Consider the following 15389-nt stretch of genomic DNA (forward strand, 5'->3'; position numbering starts at 1 on the left):
TGATGCGTCGCGCCTATGTCGGCTGACCCGAGCCTGAAGATCGTCATCGTCGACGAGAGCCCGCTCCGCGCGGCCATTCTCGACGAGGGGCTGCGCGAGGCCGGCTATGTCAACGTGCTGTGCCTTACCGAGCGGCACAACCTGCTGGCGAGGCTGCACGCCATCGATCCCGACGTCATCGTCATCGACCTCGAGACCCCCTCGCGCGACGTGGTCGAGCAGATGTTCCAGGTGAGCCGCGAGGTGAAGCGCCCGGTCGCCATGTTCGTCGACCAGTCGGACAGCTCCACCATCGAGGAGGCGATCGAGGCGGGAGTGTCGGCCTATATCGTCGACGGGCTGAAGAAGGAGCGGGTGAAGCCGATCCTCGACATGACCATCAGCCGCTTCCGCGCCTTCGCCCGGCTGCGGGCCGAGCTGGAGCAGACCAAGACCCAGCTGGAGGAGCGCAAGACCGTCGACCGCGCCAAGGGCATCCTCATGCGGCTGAAGGGGCTGGACGAGGAGAAGGCCTATGCGCTGATGCGGCGCACCGCGATGAACGAGAAGAAGCGCCTCGTCGACATCGCCCAATCCGTCATCACCGCCGCGGAAATGCTGAAATGAAACGACTCGCGATCGGCTTCATCCCGCTGACCGACGCCGCCACGCTGATCGCCTGCGCCGAGCGCGGCTTCGCCATGGCCGAGGGGCTGGAGCTCGACCTCCACCGCGAGGTGTCCTGGGCCAATATCCGCGACCGCCTCAATGTCGGCCTGCTCGACGGCGCGCACATGCTGGCGCCGCAGGCCATCGCCTCCTCGCTGGGGCTCGGCCATGTCCGGGTGCCGCTGGTCGCCGCCTTTGCGCTCAACCTCAATGGCGGGGCGATCACGCTGGCGCCGGAGCTCTATGCCCGCATGGGCGGCACCGGCGAGGACCTCGCCACCGGCGCGGGCACGGCGCGGGCGCTCGGCCATGTGGTGCGCGAGCGGCAGGCGCGGGGGGAGGAGCAGTTCGCCTTCTCCTCGGTCTATCCGTTCTCCACCCACACCTATGCGCTGCGCCACCTGATGGAGGCCGGCGGCATCGACCCCGACCGCGACGTGCGCCTCGTGGTGGTGCCGCCGTCCTATACGGTGGAGAACCTGCGCAGCGGCCTCATCCACGGCTTCTGCGTCGGCTCGCCGTGGAACAGCGTCGCGGTGGAGGCCGGAGTCGGGCGCATCGCGCTGCTCGGCACCGAACTGTTCGCCCGCGCGCCGGAAAAGGTGCTGGGCGTGCATGCCCGCTTCGCCAATGCCGAGCCGGACGTGCTGCGCCGGCTGATCCGCGCGCTGGAGGCGGCGGCGCGCTGGTGCGAGGCGCCCCCGAACCGCGCCGACCTCGCCCGGCTGCTCGCCGAGCCGCGCTTCCTCGGCGTGCGCGCCGACATCATCGAGCGCACGCTCGGCGGCGAGCTGCGCGTCGGGCCGGGCGATGCCGAGCGCATCGATCCCGATTTCCTGCTGCTGCATCGCGGCGGCGTCACCCGCCCGGACCCGCGCCACGCGCTGTGGATCTACGCCCAGATGGTGCGGGCCGGGCAGGCCGCCTATGCGCCGGACGCCGCGCGCGAGGCGCAGGCGGTCTATCGTCCCGACCTCTACGATGCCGCGCTCGGCCTGCCGCACGCCGCGGCAATGGCGGAGGGCGATCCCGTGGGCACCCGTTTCGGCGTGCCCTTCGACGACGACGACGTGGAGGCCTATCTGGCCCGGCTGCAGGCCCGATAGGGCGTGGCGGTGATTTATTGCGCGGATGCGTGAAATATCCTCATAAAATGCGATGAATTGCTCACATTTTGTGCGCCGAAAAATCGGTGCCGCAATGCCGGGCAGGCGGGCCATTTCGTCTCTAACAGATTGAAACAATTCTAGTTTCAAGGTGCTGACGGGCGTTTTTGCCAGGTTGGCACGATTTGTGTATGTCTACTGGTGCCGATCGGTCAACGATGACCGCGGCATTCCCGATTTCCGCCCAGCGATGGGCTGCAGCAAAGCCGCTGCCACCGTGACGGAGCTTCTCCGTCCGCGGACCGTGGCTTGTTTGCGTTTTCATCGCCGCGCTCGAAACGGGTGCGGCTTCTGGAAGACATTCCGAGGGGCACACCCAATGACCGATCGCAAGACCATCGACAGCACCGCGACCGACAGCCTTTCCCGTCCGCAGGCCGGGGGCCAGCTGCCGTCTTCTGGCGTGTCCCGCCGCTCGCTGCTGAAATCCGGCGCCGCCGCACTCGGCTCCGCGGCGCTGTTCGACGCCGTGCGCATGGCCTTCCCCGGCGGCGTGCCCTTCGCCCATGCCGCCGCGCCGGAAACCACCAGGGCGGTGCTCGGCTATATCGCGCTGATGGACGCCGCCCCGCTGGTGATCGCCAAGGAGAAGGGGCTGTTCGCCAAGCACGGCGTGCCGGATGTCGAGGTCGCCAAGCAGGCCTCCTGGGGCGCCACCCGCGACAATCTCGTGCTCGGCGGCGCCGCCAACGGCATTGACGGCGCGCATATCCTCTCGCCGATGCCCTACCTGATCTCCGCCGGCAAGGTGACGCAGAACAACGTGCCGACGCCGATGTACCTGCTGGCGCGGCTCAATCTCGACGCGCAGGCGATCTCGGTCTCCAACGAGTACAAGGACCTCAAGGTCACAGCCGACGCCTCGGCGCTGAAGGCCGCCTTCGAGGCCAAGAAGGCCGCCGGCAAGGACGTGAAGGTCGCCATGACCTTCCCGGGCGGCACCCACGACCTGTGGATCCGCTACTGGCTGGCCTCGGCCGGCATCGACCCCGACAAGGACGTCTCCACCATCGTGGTGCCGCCGCCGCAGATGGTGGCGAACATGAAGGTCGGCAACATGGACGCCTTCTGCGTCGGCGAGCCGTGGAACGAGCAGCTGGTCAATCAGGGCATCGGCTTCACCGCCTGCACCACCGGCGAGATCTGGAAGCAGCACCCGGAAAAGGCGCTCGGCATGCGCGCCGACTTCGTCGACAAGAACCCCAATGCCACCCGCGCGATCCTGATGGCGGTGATGGAAGCCCAGCAATGGTGCGACCAGATGGCCAACAAGGAGGAGATGTCGACCATCGTCGGCAAGCGGCAATGGTTCAACGTGCCGGTCGCCGACATTCTCGGTCGCGCCCGGGGCGACATCAACTACGGCAACGGCCGGGTGGTGAAGGGCTCCGACCAGTACATGAAGTTCTGGCAGGACCAGGCCTCCTATCCGTTCAAGAGCCACGATGCCTGGTTCATCACCGAGGACATCCGCTGGGGCAAGTTCGAGCCGACCACCGACGTCAAGGCGCTGGTCGACAAGGTGAACCGCGAGGACCTCTGGCGCGGCGCCGCCAAGGAGCTCGGCGTCGCGGCCGCGGACATCCCGGCCTCGGACTCGCGCGGCAAGGAGACCTTCTTCGACGGCAAGGTGTTCGATCCCGCCGACCCGTCCGCCTATCTCGCCAGCCTCGGCATCAAGCGCATCGCCTGACGCCGCCCGCCGCGCGCGGGTGGCGCGCTTCTTCGATCCCTTCGAGCCGGGAGCTCTCCATGTCCCTGACCGCACTCAAGCGCGAGGCCGTCGCCTCGACGGTGAAGACAAGCGCCGCGCCCAAAACCGCCGCGTCCAAGACCGCGGCGTCCAAGACGGCCGAGGTGCTGAAGCTGGCGCCGGCGCGTCGTCCCGCCGCCGGGTCGCGCATGGCCGGCTATGCGCGCGGCGTCGCGGTGGCGGTGGTGCCGCCGCTCATCATGCTGGTGCTGCTGCTCGGCATCTGGGAACTGCTGTGCTCCAGCCCCGGCGCCACGCTGCCGCCGCCCTCCACCATCTGGCGGGAATCCTACGACCTCATCGTCAACCCGTTCTTCGTCAACGGCTCGCAGGATATCGGCCTCGGCTGGCGGGTGCTGATCTCGCTGCAGCGCGTCGCCATCGGCTTCGGCCTCGCGGCGGTGGTGGGCATCGTGCTCGGCGTGCTGGTCGGCCAGTCGGTCTGGGCGATGCGCGGGCTCGACCCGATCTTCCAGGTGCTGCGCACCGTGCCGCCGCTGGCCTGGCTGCCGATCGCGCTCGCCGCCTTCCGCGATTCGAGCCCTTCGGCGATCTTCGTCATCTTCATCACCGCCATCTGGCCGGTGATCATCAACACCGCGGTCGGCGTGCGCAACATCCCGCAGGACTATCGCAACGTCGCCAAGGTGCTGCGGCTCAACCCGCTGGAATTCTTCGTGAAGATCATGCTGCCCTCGGCGGCGCCGTACATCTTCACCGGCCTTCGGATCGGCGTCGGCCTCTCCTGGCTCGCCATCGTCGCGGCGGAAATGCTCACCGGCGGCGTCGGCATCGGCTTCTTCATCTGGGACGCGTGGAACTCCTCGCGCCTGTCCGACATCATCGTGGCGCTGGTCTATATCGGCGTGGTCGGGTTCATCCTCGACCGCCTCGTCGCCGGCATCGGCGCCTTCATCACCCGCGGCACCGCGGCAGCCTGAAGGAGGATCCGATGACCGCCTATCTCAAGCTCGACCATATCGACAAGGCCTTCTCCCGCGGCGGGTCCACCACCGAGGTGCTGAAGGAAGTCAGCCTCGACATCGCCAAGGGCGAGTACATCTCGATCATCGGCCATTCCGGCTGCGGCAAGTCGACCCTGCTCAACATCGTCGCCGGCCTGACCCAGGCCACCGCCGGCGGGGTGATCCTCGAGGGACGGCAGGTCGATTCACCCGGCCCGGACCGCGCGGTGGTGTTCCAGAACCATTCGCTGCTGCCCTGGCTGTCGGTCTACGACAATGTCCGCCTCGCGGTGGACAAGGTGTTCTCCGGGGTGAAGAGCCGCGCCGAGCGCCACGACTGGACGCTGCACAATCTCGACCTGGTGCAGATGGGCCATGCCCGTGACAAGCGCCCCTCGGAAGTCTCCGGCGGCATGAAGCAGCGCGTCGGCATCGCCCGCGCGCTGTCCATGGAGCCGAAGGTGCTGCTGCTCGACGAGCCGTTCGGCGCCCTCGACGCGCTCACCCGCGCGCATCTGCAGGACTCGGTGATGCAGATCCACGCCGCGCTCGGCAACACGGTGATCATGATCACCCACGATGTCGACGAGGCGGTGCTGCTCTCCGACCGCATCGTGATGATGACCAACGGCCCCTCCGCCCGCATCGGTGAGGTGCTCGCGGTGACGCTGCCGCGCCCGCGCCGCCGGCTCGAGCTGGTCACCGACCCCTCCTACCTCGCCTGCCGCGAGGCGGTGCTGAAGTTCCTTTACGAACGCCACCGCTTCGTCGAAGCGGCTTGAGGAGAGCGCCATGACCCCCGACCGCATCGCCCAGCAGCACGTCGTCCTCTTGCGCGAGAGCTTCGACAAGGTCCGCCCGATTTCCGACCAGGCCGCGGCCCTGTTCTACGGCCGGCTGTTCGAGATCGCCCCCGAGGTCCGCCCGCTGTTCAAGAGCGACATGACCGAGCAGGGCCGCAAGCTGATGGCGACGCTCTCGGTGGTGGTGAACGGCATGGACAATCTGCCGGCGCTGATCCCGGCGGTGGAGCGGCTCGGCGCCCGCCATGCCGGGCTCGGGGTCACGCCCGAGCATTTCGTGCCCGTGGGCGAGGCGCTGCTGTGGACGCTGGAGCAGGGGCTCGGCGAGGCCTTCACCCCGCCGGTGCGCGCCGCCTGGACCGAGGCCTATGGCGTGCTGTCGGCGGTGATGATCGACGCGGCCAAAGCTGCCGGGGAATCGGCGCCGGGGCAGGACCCGCAATTTGGCCGCCTCGCCGGGGTGGTCCACCTATGAGCCCCGAGCGCGTCCTCGTCATCGGCAACGGCATGGCGGCGGCGAAGCTCTGCGAGGAGCTGACCGCCCGTGCCCCCGGCCGCTTCGCGCTGACCGTGGTCGGGGCCGAGCCTCGCCTCGCCTATAACCGCGTGCTGCTCTCCTCGCTGCTGGCCGGCGAGGTGAGCGCCGCCGACCTCGTGCTGCACGAGGCCGGCTGGTGGGCGGCGCGGGGCGTCGCGCTGCATCTCGGCAACCCGGCGACGGCGATCGACACCGCGGCGAGGCAGGTGCGCCTCACCGACGGGACGGTGCTCGACTACGACAGGCTGGTGCTGGCCACCGGCTCCAACCCGATCCGCCTGCCGGTGCCGGGCATGGAACTGCCCGGCGTGATGACCTTCCGCGACATGGCGGATGTCGACGCGCTCGCCGCCGCCGCCCGGCCGGGCCTGCGCGCCATCGTCATCGGCGGCGGGCTCCTGGGGCTGGAGGCCGCGACCGGCCTCGCCGGCGCGGGGGCCGATACCGCCATCATCCATCTCGCCGACCGGCTGATGGAGCGCCAGCTCGACGCCCATGCCGCCGCGCTGCTGCGGCAGGCGGTGGAAGCGCGCGGCATCGCCGTGCATCTCGACGCCTCGACGCTGGCCATCGAGGGCGACGTGCGGGGCGAGGCACGGGTCCGGGGCTTGCGCCTGGCCGATGGGCGCGTGCTGCCGGCCGACCTCGTGGTGGTCGCCTGCGGCGTGCGGGCGAACGCCGATCTCGCCCGCGCGGCCGGCATCGGCTGCGGGCGCGGCATCCTCGTCGATGACGGGCTCGCCACCGATGTGCCCGGCGTGTTCGCCATCGGCGAATGCGCCGAGCATCGCGGCCAGGTCTACGGCCTCGTCGAGCCGGCTTACGAACAGGCGCGGGTGCTGGCCCGCCGGCTGGCGGGGGAAAGCGCGGTCGCGGGGGCGGCCTATGCCGGCAGCGTGCTCGCCACCAATCTCAAGGTCTCCGGCGTGCATGTGTTCTCGGCCGGCGATTTCCTCGGCGCCGAGGGGACGCAGGACCTCGTGCTCGCCGATCCCGGCCTCGGGCTCTATCGCCGACTGGTGCTGCGCGACGACGGCGCCGCGACTCGTCTGGTCGGGGCGGTGCTCTATGGCGATACCGCCGACGGGCTGTTCTATCTCGACCTGATGCGTTCCGGCCGCGACATCGGCCCGGCGCGTGACGCACTCGCCTTCGGGCGGGCCTATGTCGCGCTCGAATCCGACCAGGCATCCGACCACGAACTCGACCGGGAGGCCGCGTGATGGGCACCGATTTCAATCCGGAACAGAAGCGCTATCTTGAAGGCTTCGTCGCCGGTCTCGCCGCCACCCGCTCGGCCGGCGGCCTCGGTGCCGCGCCGGCCGCGCCGGCCAGGGCGGCGCCGGCCGGGGAGACCGGGCCGGACGCCAGCGCTCACCGCGCCATGGCCCGCTTCGAGGCGCAGGGGCGCAAGCTCGCCAACGAGGAGAAGGCCAAGCGCGAGGAGCTCGGCCTCGATTCCTATGGCCGCATGAAGCAGCACGCCCGCGACGGCGCCTTCCCCAAAGGCCCCGATGTGTTCCGCTGGAAGTTCCACGGCCTGTTCTACGTCGCCCCGACGCAGGACAGCTATATGTGCCGGCTGCGCATTCCCAACGGCATCGTGAAATACTGGCAGTTCGCCGGCGTCGCCGACCTCGCGGAAAAGCATGGCGGCGGCTACAGCCACGTCACCACCCGCGCCAATTTGCAGATCCGCGAGATTCCGGCGAGTGACGGGCCGGCGGTGCTGGAGGGGCTGATCGGCCTCGGCCTCACCGCCCGCGGCTCGGGGGCCGACAATATCCGCAACGTCACCGGCGGCCCGACCGCCGGCATCGACCCGCAGGAACTGATCGACACCCGCCCCTTCGCGCTGGACTGGCACTACCACATCCTCGCCGACCGCTCGCTCTACGGCCTGCCGCGCAAGTTCAACGTCGCCTTCGACGGCGGCGGGCGCATCGGCGCGCTGGAGGACACCAACGATATCGGCTTCCAGGCGGTGGAGGTGGCGGACGGCCATGGCGTCGAGCCGGGCGTGTGGTTCCGCGTAGTGCTCGGCGGCATCACCGGCCATATGGACTTCGCCCGCGACACCGGGGTGATCGTGAAGCCGGAACAGGCCAGCGACGTCGCCGACGCCATGGTGCGGGTGTTCATCGACCATGGCGACCGCACCGACCGCAAGAAGGCGCGGCTGAAATACGTGCTCGACGCTTTCGGCTTCGAGAAGTTCCTCGCCCTCACCGAGGAGAAGCTCGGCTGGAGCCTGCCGCGCGTGCCGGCCGCCGCCGTCGCCCCGCGCCCGGAGCCGGACCGGCTCGCCCATATCGGCGTGCACCGGCAGAAGCAGCCGGGCCTCAACTGGGTCGGCGTGGTGCTGCCCACCGGCAGGATGACCGTGGAGCAGATGCACGGCCTCGCCCTTCTCGCCCGCGACCTCGGCGATGGCGAATTGCGGCTCACCGTCTGGCAGAACCTCATCCTCTCCGGGGTGCCGGACGACAAGGTGGCGCTGGTCGAGGCGGCGGTGGAGGCTCTCGGCCTGTCGACCCGCGCCACCGCGATCCGCGCCGGCCTCGTCGCCTGCACCGGCTCGATCGGCTGCCGCTTCGCCAATGCCGACACCAAGGGCACTGCCGAGGCGATCGCCCGCCATTGCGAGGAACGGGTTGTCCTCGACCTGCCGGTGAACATCCACGTCACCGGCTGCCCGCACAGCTGCGCCCAGCATTATATCGGCGATATCGGCCTGGTCGGTGCCCGCGTGCCGGTGAACGAGGACGGCGACACCGTGGACGGCTTCCACCTCGTGGTCGGCGGCGGCTTCGGTTCGGATGCGACGATCGCCCGCGAGCTCTATCGCGACGTGAAGGCGGACGAGGCGCCCGTCGTCGTCGAGGGGTTGCTGCGCGCGTGGCTCGCCCACCGCGTTGACGGTGCCGAGACGCTGGCCCGCTTCACCCGCCGCCACGCGCCCGAGGCGCTGCGCGCCCTCGTCGAGGAGGAGACGCACGCATGAACGCCGCTAGCCCGACCCCGGTACCGCCCGCCATCGCCTTCTTCCCGGAGACCGCGCCCTTCAGCGAGGAGCAGCGCGCCTGGCTGAACGGCTTCTTCGCCGGCATGCTCACCCCGCAGGGCGCGCCGACCGCCTTGTCGCCGGCCGAGAACGCGGCGCTGATGCCCGGCGCGGCCGCCGAGGAGGACGACGGTGCCCCCTGGCACGACGCCTCCATGCCGCTCGACGAGCGCATGAAGCTCGCCGAGGGCCGGCCGCTCGCCCGCCGGATGATGGCGGCGATGGCGCAGCAGGATTGCGGCCAGTGCGGCTATCTCTGCGACAGCTACAGCGCCGCCATCGCGTCGGCCAAGGAGACCAAGCTCAATCTCTGCGCCCCCGGCGGCAAGGAGACGATGCGGATGCTGAAGGCGCTTGCCGCCGAGATCGGCGAGGCGCCCGCCTCCGCCCCCGCCGAGGCGGTCCCGGCCGCGCCGGCGGGGGCGCCCGGCACCTCGCGCGACAATCCGGCGCTGGTCTCCTTCGTCGCCCGCCACCGCCTCAACAAGGGCGCCTCGGAGAAGCAGACCTGGCATGTCGAGTTCGACCTCGCCAGCGCCGGGCTCGACTACACGGTCGGCGACAGTTTCGGCATCTTCCCGCTCAATGACGGCGAACTCGTCGACGCGGTGCTGGAGGCCATCGGCGCCAGCCGGCAGGACATGATCGGCGAGCGGTTCGCCCGCGACGTGCTGATGCAGGACGTCGCGCTCGGCGCCGCCCCGGACGGCCTGTTCCAGCTGCTGACCTACCACACCGGCGGCGAGATGCGCCGCAAGGCCCGCGCGCTGGCCGCCGGCGAGGACCCAGACGGCGATGCCGCCAGCCTCGACGTACTGGCGGCGCTGGAGAAATTCGGCCGCCCGCGCATCGCTGCGGAAGTGCTGGCCGAGGCGCTGGAGCCGCTGCAGCCGCGGCTCTACTCGATCTCGTCGAGCCCAAAGGCGACGCCGGGCCGGCTCTCGCTCACCGTCGACACGGTGCGCTACCGCATCGGCGCGCGCACGCGGCTCGGCGTCGGCTCGACCTTCCTCGCCGCCCGCATCCCGGAGGGCGGGCAGATGCGCGCCTATGTGCAGAAGGCGCACGGCTTCGCTTTGCCGAACGACTTGTCCCGGCCCGTCATCATGGTCGGGCCCGGCACCGGCATCGCGCCGTTCCGCGCCTTCCTGTGGGAGCGGATGGCGGTGAAGGCGCCGGGGCGCAACTGGTTGTTCTTCGGCCACCAGCGCAGCGAGTGCGACTTCTTCTACGAGGAGGAGCTGGAGGGCATGCGCGCGAGCGGCCATCTCGCGCGCCTGACGCTCGCCTGGTCGCGCGACGGCGACGAGAAGGTCTATGTGCAGGACCGCATGCGCCAGGTCGGCGCCGACCTCTATGCCTGGCTGGAGGAGGGCGCGCATTTCTACATCTGCGGCGACGCCAAGCGGATGGCGAGGGATGTCGAGCATGCGCTGGTCGATGTCGTCGCCGCGCATGGCGGCAAGTCGACCGACGAGGCGCTGGCCTATGTCGCCGCGCTGAAGAAGGCCGGGCGCTACCAGGCGGACGTCTATTGATGAACGCGCCGGTGCCGCTCGCGCTCGCCGAAGCCGCCCTCCTGCCGGCGGTGCGCACCACGGTGAAGACCACCTGCCCCTATTGCGGGGTGGGGTGCGGCGTGCTCGCCAGCCCGGACGGGGCCGGCGGCGCGGCGGTGGCGGGCGATCCCGAGCATCCGGCCAATCTCGGCCGGCTGTGCTCCAAGGGATCGGCGCTGGGCGAGACGCTGGCGCTCGGCACCCGGCTGCTGCATCCGATGGCGCAGGACGGCCGGGGGTCGCTGCTGCGGGTGTCCTGGGACGCGGCGCTCGAGCGTATCGCCGGGGCCTTCGGCCGGACCATTGCCGCTCATGGGCCGGATTCGGTGGCGCTCTATCTCTCCGGCCAGTTGCTGACCGAGGATTATTACGCCGCCAACAAGCTCGCCAAGGGCTTCCTCGGCACCGCCAATGTCGACACCAATTCGCGCCTCTGCATGGCTTCCTCGGTGGCCGGCCACAAGCGCGCCTTCGGCTCCGACACCGTGCCGGGCGCCTATGCCGACCTCGACGAGGCCGACCTCGTGGTGCTGGTCGGCTCCAACGCCGCCTGGTGCCACCCGGTGCTGTTCCGCCGGCTGGAGGCGGCGCGGGCGCGGCGGGGGACGAGGCTGGTCGTCGTCGATCCGCGCCGCACCGCGACGGCGGAGGAGGCGGACCTGTTCCTGCCGGTGGCGCCGGGCATGGATTCGGTGCTGTTCGCCGGGCTGCTGGTGCATCTGGCGGATACCGGCGCGCTCGACGAGGCCTATGTCGCCGCCCATACCGCCGGCTTCGCGCCGGCGCTTGCCGGCGCGCGGGCCCTGGCGCCGGATGTCGCGGCGGTGAGCGCCGCGACCGGCGTGCCCGCCGCCGACATTGCCCGCTTCTACGCGCTGTTCGCCGCGACCGGGCGGGTGGTCACCTGCTACTCGCAGGGGGTGAACCAGTCGGCGCAGGGCACCGACAAGGTCGGCGCGATCATCAATTGCCACCTCGCCACCGGCCGCATCGGCCGGCCGGGCATGGGGCCGTTCTCGCTCACCGGCCAGCCCAACGCCATGGGCGGGCGCGAGGTCGGCGGCCTCGCCAACCAGCTCGCCGCCCATATGGGCTTCTCGGCAGACGAGGTCGGCCGCGTGCGCCGCTTCTGGGATGCGCCGCGCATGGCGACGCGGGAGGGCCTGAAGGCGGTCGACATGATGCGGGCGGTGGCGGACGGCCGCATCAAGGCCCTGTGGGTGCTCGGCACCAATCCGGCGGTGAGCCTGCCGCGCGCCGACGAGGTGCGCAAGGCGCTGTCCGGGCTCGATTTCCTCGCCGTTTCCGACAATGTGCGCTCGAACGACACGCTGGCCTGCCGGCCGCATGTGGTGCTGCCGGCGCTCGGCTGGGGCGAGAAGGACGGCACGGTCACCAATTCCGAGCGCCGCATCTCCCGCCAGCGCGCCTTTCTCGACGCGCCGGGCGAGGCGAAGCCGGACTGGTGGGCGCTCGCCGAGGTCGGCCGGCGGCTGGGCCATGACGATGCGTTCGGCTGGCAGTCCGCGGCAGACGTGTTCCGCGAGCACGCGGCGCTCTCCGGCTTCGAGAATGGCGGCACGCGGGATTTCGACATTGGCGGCCTCGCCGGGCTGGACGATGACGGTTTCGACGCCATGGCGCCGCAGCAATGGCCGGTGCGCGCGCCGGGCGAGGGCGGCGAGAAGCGCTTCTTCGCCGAGGGCGGCTTCTTCACCCCGGACCGCCGCGCCCGTTTCATCACCCCCGCCGCGCCGGCGCTGGCAGCGTCGATCGATGAGGACTTCCCGCTATTGCTGAACACCGGCCGCATTCGCGACCAGTGGCACACCATGACCCGCACCGGGCTGTCGCCGCGCCTCGCCGGACACCTGCCGGCGCCGTTCGTCGAGCTCCATCCCGCCGATGCCGCCCCGCTCGGCGTGGCGGCGGGCGATCTGGTGCGGCTGACCTCGGCGCAGGGCAGCGCGGTGCTGGAGGCGCGGCTGTCCGACGGCCAGCGGCGCGGCGAATTATTCGCGCCGATCCACTGGTCGGACATGAACGCCGCCCATGCGCGGGTGAATGCGCTGGTGGCCGGCGCCGTCGATCCGTTCTCCGGCCAGCCGGAATCCAAGGCGGCGCCGGTGCGGGCGGAGCGGGTGACGATGCCGCTGCGCGGCTTCCTGCTCGCTCGCGGAGCCGTCGCGCCGCCGCCGGCGGCGTGGTGGGCGCGGGTGGCGCTGCCGGGCGGCGAGGGCTGGCTGATCGCCGATGACGCAGGCGCGCCGGTCTGGCGGCAGCGGGCGGACGCGCTGTTCGGGCCGGCGGAGCGGGCGGCGTTCCTCGATGCCGCCGCCGGCATCTACCGCACCGCCGTCTACGATGCCGACGGCCGGCTCGATGCGGTGCTGTTCATTGGCCCGGCGGCGGACGCGCCGTCCTGGGAGGCGATCAAGGGCTTCCTCGCCGGCGACGCGCCGACCCCGGCCGAGCGCCGCGCCGTGCTGGCGGGCCGGATGGCCGGCGCGGCGGCGTCCTGCGGGCCGCTGGTGTGCTCCTGCTTCGGCGTGCCGCTCGACCCGATCCGCGCCCTGCTGGCCGCCGAGCCGGCGGCGGATGTCGCCCGCATCGGCGCGGCGCTGAAGGCCGGCACCAATTGCGGCTCCTGCGTGCCGGAGCTCAGGCGCATCCTCGCCGGCGCGATCGCGGGCTGATCGCCTACTCGCCGAAGATCGACCAGCCCATGCGCTTGGTCAGCGCCTCCAGCGCGATGCGCCCGAGATGCGAATTGCCGACGGCGTCCAGCCCCGGCGCCCACACGGCGATCGAGGCCTCGCCCGGCGCGATGGCGAGGATGCCGCCGCCGACGCCGCTCTTGCCGGGCAGGCCGACGCGATAGGCGAACTCGCCCGAGCCGTCATAATGGCCGCAGGTGAGCATGATGGCGTTGATGCGCCGCGCCCGCTCCGGGCTCACCACCGAATGGCCGGTGGTCGGGTTCCTGCCGCGCCAGGCGAGGAAGCGGCCGGCGGCGGCGAGCTGGCGGCAGCTCATGGCGATGGAGCAATGGTGGAAATAGACGCCGAGCGTGTAGTCCACGGGGTTCTGCAGCACCCCGTAGGACTTCATGTAATTGGCGAGCGCGGCGTTGCGGAAGCCGGTGCGCCGCTCCGACGAGGCGACCTTCTCGTCGATGGCGATCGAGGTGTCGTCGGCGATGAAATGCATGAAGCGCAGGATCTCGCCCAGCGCCTCGCGCGGCTCGTGGCCGGCGAGGATCTGGTCGGTCACCGCGATGGCGCCGGCATTGATGAACGGGTTGCGCGGGATGCCCTGCTCGTATTCGAGCTGCACGATGGAATTGAAGGCGCTGCCCGAGGGCTCGCGCCCGACATGCCGCCACAGCCGGTCGCCGATCTTGCCGAGCGCCAGGGTGAGGGTGAACACCTTGGACACGCTCTGGATGGAGAACGGCACCTCGGCATCGCCGGCTGCCGCCACGCCGCCCTTCGCGTCGACCACCGCGATGCCGAACTGGTTCGGATCGACCCGCGCCAGCTCCGGGATATAGGTGGCGACCTCGCCGCGGTCGGGGCGGGTGCGCATCTCCTCGGCGATTTCCTCAACGACGGTCTTCAGATCGGGCACGGGCTGGCTTTCCTGGCGTTTCGACGATGCGACGGGGTCAGCCGGTGCGAGCGGCCGGCCGGCCGCCGGCGGGTGCGGCGAGCCGGGCGAGGACAGTCATGGCTGCGACGGTCATGGGCGGGAAACCTGGGGCTTGGATCGTTCGCGTTCTCCGGCAGGGCATGACGGCGGGCGCCTGCTGTCAAGCCCTGTCGCGCGCCCGGATCCCGCGGTGGCGGGAACGCTTGGCCGCGCGGTTCGTTGGCTAGGGGCGGGACGGCGGGATTGCAAGCGAAGGAGGACGCCATGCCGCGTGGCGACAAGTCGGCCTATACCGGCAAGCAGATCCGCAAGGCCGAGCATATCGAGGAAAGCTACAGGGATCGCGGCGTGCCGGAAGACGAGGCCGAGCGCCGGGCCTGGGCCACCGTGAACAAGGATGACGGCGGCGGCAAGAAATCCGGCTCCGGCCGCGGCACCCATACCGGCCATCCGGCCGCCCATCGCGGCGGCGAGATCGGCGGGCGGGCCTCGGCCGAACGCCCGGCGGCCGAACGCTCCGTCGCGGCCCGCAAGGCCGCCGCCACCCGCAAGCGCAACGCGGAGAAGCGCAATGCCGAGCACCGCGCCGGCTGAGGCGCGGACAGGCCGGCCCGGAAATTCCCGGCGTCCAGAAACGGAGAATCCCCATGAAAGTAAGTGATGTGATGACCCGCGACGTGCAGGTCGCCGGCCCGAACGAGACGCTGGAGCAGGCGGCGCGGATGATGGCGCTGCTCGATGCCGGCATCCTGCCGGTGGGCGAGGACAACCGGCTGGTCGGCATGATCAGCGACCGCGACATCGCGGTGCGCGGCGTCGCCCTCGGCAAGGGCCCGGCGACACTGGTGCGCGAGGTGATGACGCGCGAGGTCAAATATCGCTTCGACGATCAGGACCTCGACGAGGTAAGCCGCAACATGGGCGACCTGCAGGTACGGCGCCTGCCGGTGGTCGACCGCGAGAAGCGGCTGGTCGGCATCCTGTCGCTCGGCGACATCGCGGTGGCCGGCCGCGAGGTGATCGCCGGCAACGCGCTCGGCGACATCTCCCGGCCCGGCGGAGCCCACAGCCAGGTCATGTAGGCGGGGTCGTATAGGCGGGCCGTGCAGGCTGGCTGATGCAGGCAGGCCGTGCAAGCCGACGCAGCAAGGCGCGGCCGCACTTTAATTGCGCGCGCGGCGTCCGCGGCCGCGCGCCTCTTTCGCCCGGCGGAGGGAACTTCTCGCTGCGTTGCGGCTTCCT

At 70.8% G+C, this 15389-nt stretch carries 13 protein-coding genes; 12 read left to right on the forward strand and 1 reads right to left on the reverse strand.

Annotation, left to right across the window (positions count from 1 at the left end; genetic code table 11):
- Positions 1-15 precede the first annotated feature (15 nt).
- The 10 genes from AC1RU4_RS20815 (at position 16) to AC1RU4_RS20860 (ending at position 13192) form a co-directional block, all read left to right on the forward strand.
- Complete coding sequence (locus AC1RU4_RS20815; protein WP_492893050.1) at positions 16-606, forward strand: ANTAR domain-containing response regulator; 591 nt, start codon at positions 16-18, stop codon at positions 604-606.
- Entirely contained in the window at positions 603-1754 is a 1152-nt protein-coding gene (locus AC1RU4_RS20820) for a CmpA/NrtA family ABC transporter substrate-binding protein (protein WP_492893051.1), read from the forward strand. Before AC1RU4_RS20815 ends, AC1RU4_RS20820 begins: the two co-directional genes overlap by 4 nt.
- Positions 1755-2133: 379 nt before the next feature.
- A complete protein-coding gene (locus AC1RU4_RS20825) occupies positions 2134-3507 on the forward strand; it encodes a CmpA/NrtA family ABC transporter substrate-binding protein (protein WP_492893052.1) in 1374 nt (457 codons plus the stop codon).
- A gap of 59 nt (positions 3508-3566) precedes the next feature.
- A complete protein-coding gene (gene ntrB, locus AC1RU4_RS20830; protein WP_492893053.1) occupies positions 3567-4508 on the forward strand; it encodes a nitrate ABC transporter permease in 942 nt (313 codons plus the stop codon).
- An 11-nt stretch (positions 4509-4519) separates the two neighbouring features.
- Positions 4520-5314, forward strand: a complete 795-nt coding sequence (locus tag AC1RU4_RS20835; protein ID WP_492893054.1) for an ABC transporter ATP-binding protein — start codon at positions 4520-4522, stop codon at positions 5312-5314.
- Positions 5315-5324: 10 nt separating this feature from the next.
- Entirely contained in the window at positions 5325-5810 is a 486-nt protein-coding gene (locus AC1RU4_RS20840; RefSeq protein WP_492893055.1) for a globin family protein, read from the forward strand.
- Positions 5807-7096: an NAD(P)/FAD-dependent oxidoreductase gene (locus tag AC1RU4_RS20845; RefSeq protein WP_492893056.1), complete on the forward strand. Its 1290-nt coding sequence runs from the start codon at positions 5807-5809 to the stop codon at positions 7094-7096. Before AC1RU4_RS20840 ends, AC1RU4_RS20845 begins: the two co-directional genes overlap by 4 nt.
- Entirely contained in the window at positions 7096-8877 is a 1782-nt protein-coding gene (locus AC1RU4_RS20850) for a NirA family protein (protein WP_492893057.1), read from the forward strand. Before AC1RU4_RS20845 ends, AC1RU4_RS20850 begins: the two co-directional genes overlap by 1 nt.
- Positions 8874-10475: a sulfite reductase subunit alpha gene (locus AC1RU4_RS20855; RefSeq protein ID WP_492893058.1), complete on the forward strand. Its 1602-nt coding sequence runs from the start codon at positions 8874-8876 to the stop codon at positions 10473-10475. Before AC1RU4_RS20850 ends, AC1RU4_RS20855 begins: the two co-directional genes overlap by 4 nt.
- Entirely contained in the window at positions 10475-13192 is a 2718-nt protein-coding gene (locus tag AC1RU4_RS20860; protein WP_492893059.1) for a molybdopterin-dependent oxidoreductase, read from the forward strand. Before AC1RU4_RS20855 ends, AC1RU4_RS20860 begins: the two co-directional genes overlap by 1 nt.
- Positions 13193-13196: 4 nt before the next feature.
- Here the strand turns inward: AC1RU4_RS20860 and AC1RU4_RS20865 are convergent, their stop codons facing one another.
- Positions 13197-14126 carry a glutaminase gene (locus tag AC1RU4_RS20865; protein WP_492893060.1) on the reverse strand — a complete coding sequence of 310 codons (930 nt, stop codon included), beginning with the start codon at positions 14124-14126 and terminating at the stop codon, positions 13197-13199.
- 285 nt (positions 14127-14411) lie between these two features.
- On the opposite strand from AC1RU4_RS20865, the gene AC1RU4_RS20870 reads away from it, so the two are divergent.
- Complete coding sequence (locus tag AC1RU4_RS20870; RefSeq protein WP_492893061.1) at positions 14412-14741, forward strand: plasmid stabilization protein; 330 nt, start codon at positions 14412-14414, stop codon at positions 14739-14741.
- 53 nt (positions 14742-14794) lie between these two features.
- The gene (locus AC1RU4_RS20875) at positions 14795-15229 is read left to right on the forward strand and encodes a CBS domain-containing protein (protein WP_492893062.1); all 435 of its coding nucleotides are present in this window, start codon (positions 14795-14797) and stop codon (positions 15227-15229) included.
- The last annotated feature ends 160 nt before the right edge of the window (positions 15230-15389 follow it).

This window comes from Ancylobacter sp. GW821-FHT10E12, assembly GCF_058809335.1.

Bases quoted from the DNA above. Each gene is read 5' to 3' on its own strand.
- AC1RU4_RS20870 (WP_492893061.1), top strand. From the start codon at position 14,412: ATGCCGCGTGGCGACAAGTCGGCCTATACCGGCAAGCAGATCCGCAAG.
- ntrB (WP_492893053.1), top strand. From the start codon at position 3,567: ATGTCCCTGACCGCACTCAAGCGCGAGGCCGTCGCCTCGACGGTGAAG.
- AC1RU4_RS20850 (WP_492893057.1), top strand. From the start codon at position 7,096: ATGGGCACCGATTTCAATCCGGAACAGAAGCGCTATCTTGAAGGCTTC.
- AC1RU4_RS20875 (WP_492893062.1), top strand. From the start codon at position 14,795: ATGAAAGTAAGTGATGTGATGACCCGCGACGTGCAGGTCGCCGGCCCG.
- AC1RU4_RS20860 (WP_492893059.1), top strand. From the start codon at position 10,475: ATGAACGCGCCGGTGCCGCTCGCGCTCGCCGAAGCCGCCCTCCTGCCG.
- AC1RU4_RS20825 (WP_492893052.1), top strand. From the start codon at position 2,134: ATGACCGATCGCAAGACCATCGACAGCACCGCGACCGACAGCCTTTCC.
- AC1RU4_RS20840 (WP_492893055.1), top strand. From the start codon at position 5,325: ATGACCCCCGACCGCATCGCCCAGCAGCACGTCGTCCTCTTGCGCGAG.
- AC1RU4_RS20815 (WP_492893050.1), top strand. From the start codon at position 16: ATGTCGGCTGACCCGAGCCTGAAGATCGTCATCGTCGACGAGAGCCCG.
- AC1RU4_RS20855 (WP_492893058.1), top strand. From the start codon at position 8,874: ATGAACGCCGCTAGCCCGACCCCGGTACCGCCCGCCATCGCCTTCTTC.
- AC1RU4_RS20845 (WP_492893056.1), top strand. From the start codon at position 5,807: ATGAGCCCCGAGCGCGTCCTCGTCATCGGCAACGGCATGGCGGCGGCG.
- AC1RU4_RS20820 (WP_492893051.1), top strand. From the start codon at position 603: ATGAAACGACTCGCGATCGGCTTCATCCCGCTGACCGACGCCGCCACG.
- AC1RU4_RS20835 (WP_492893054.1), top strand. From the start codon at position 4,520: ATGACCGCCTATCTCAAGCTCGACCATATCGACAAGGCCTTCTCCCGC.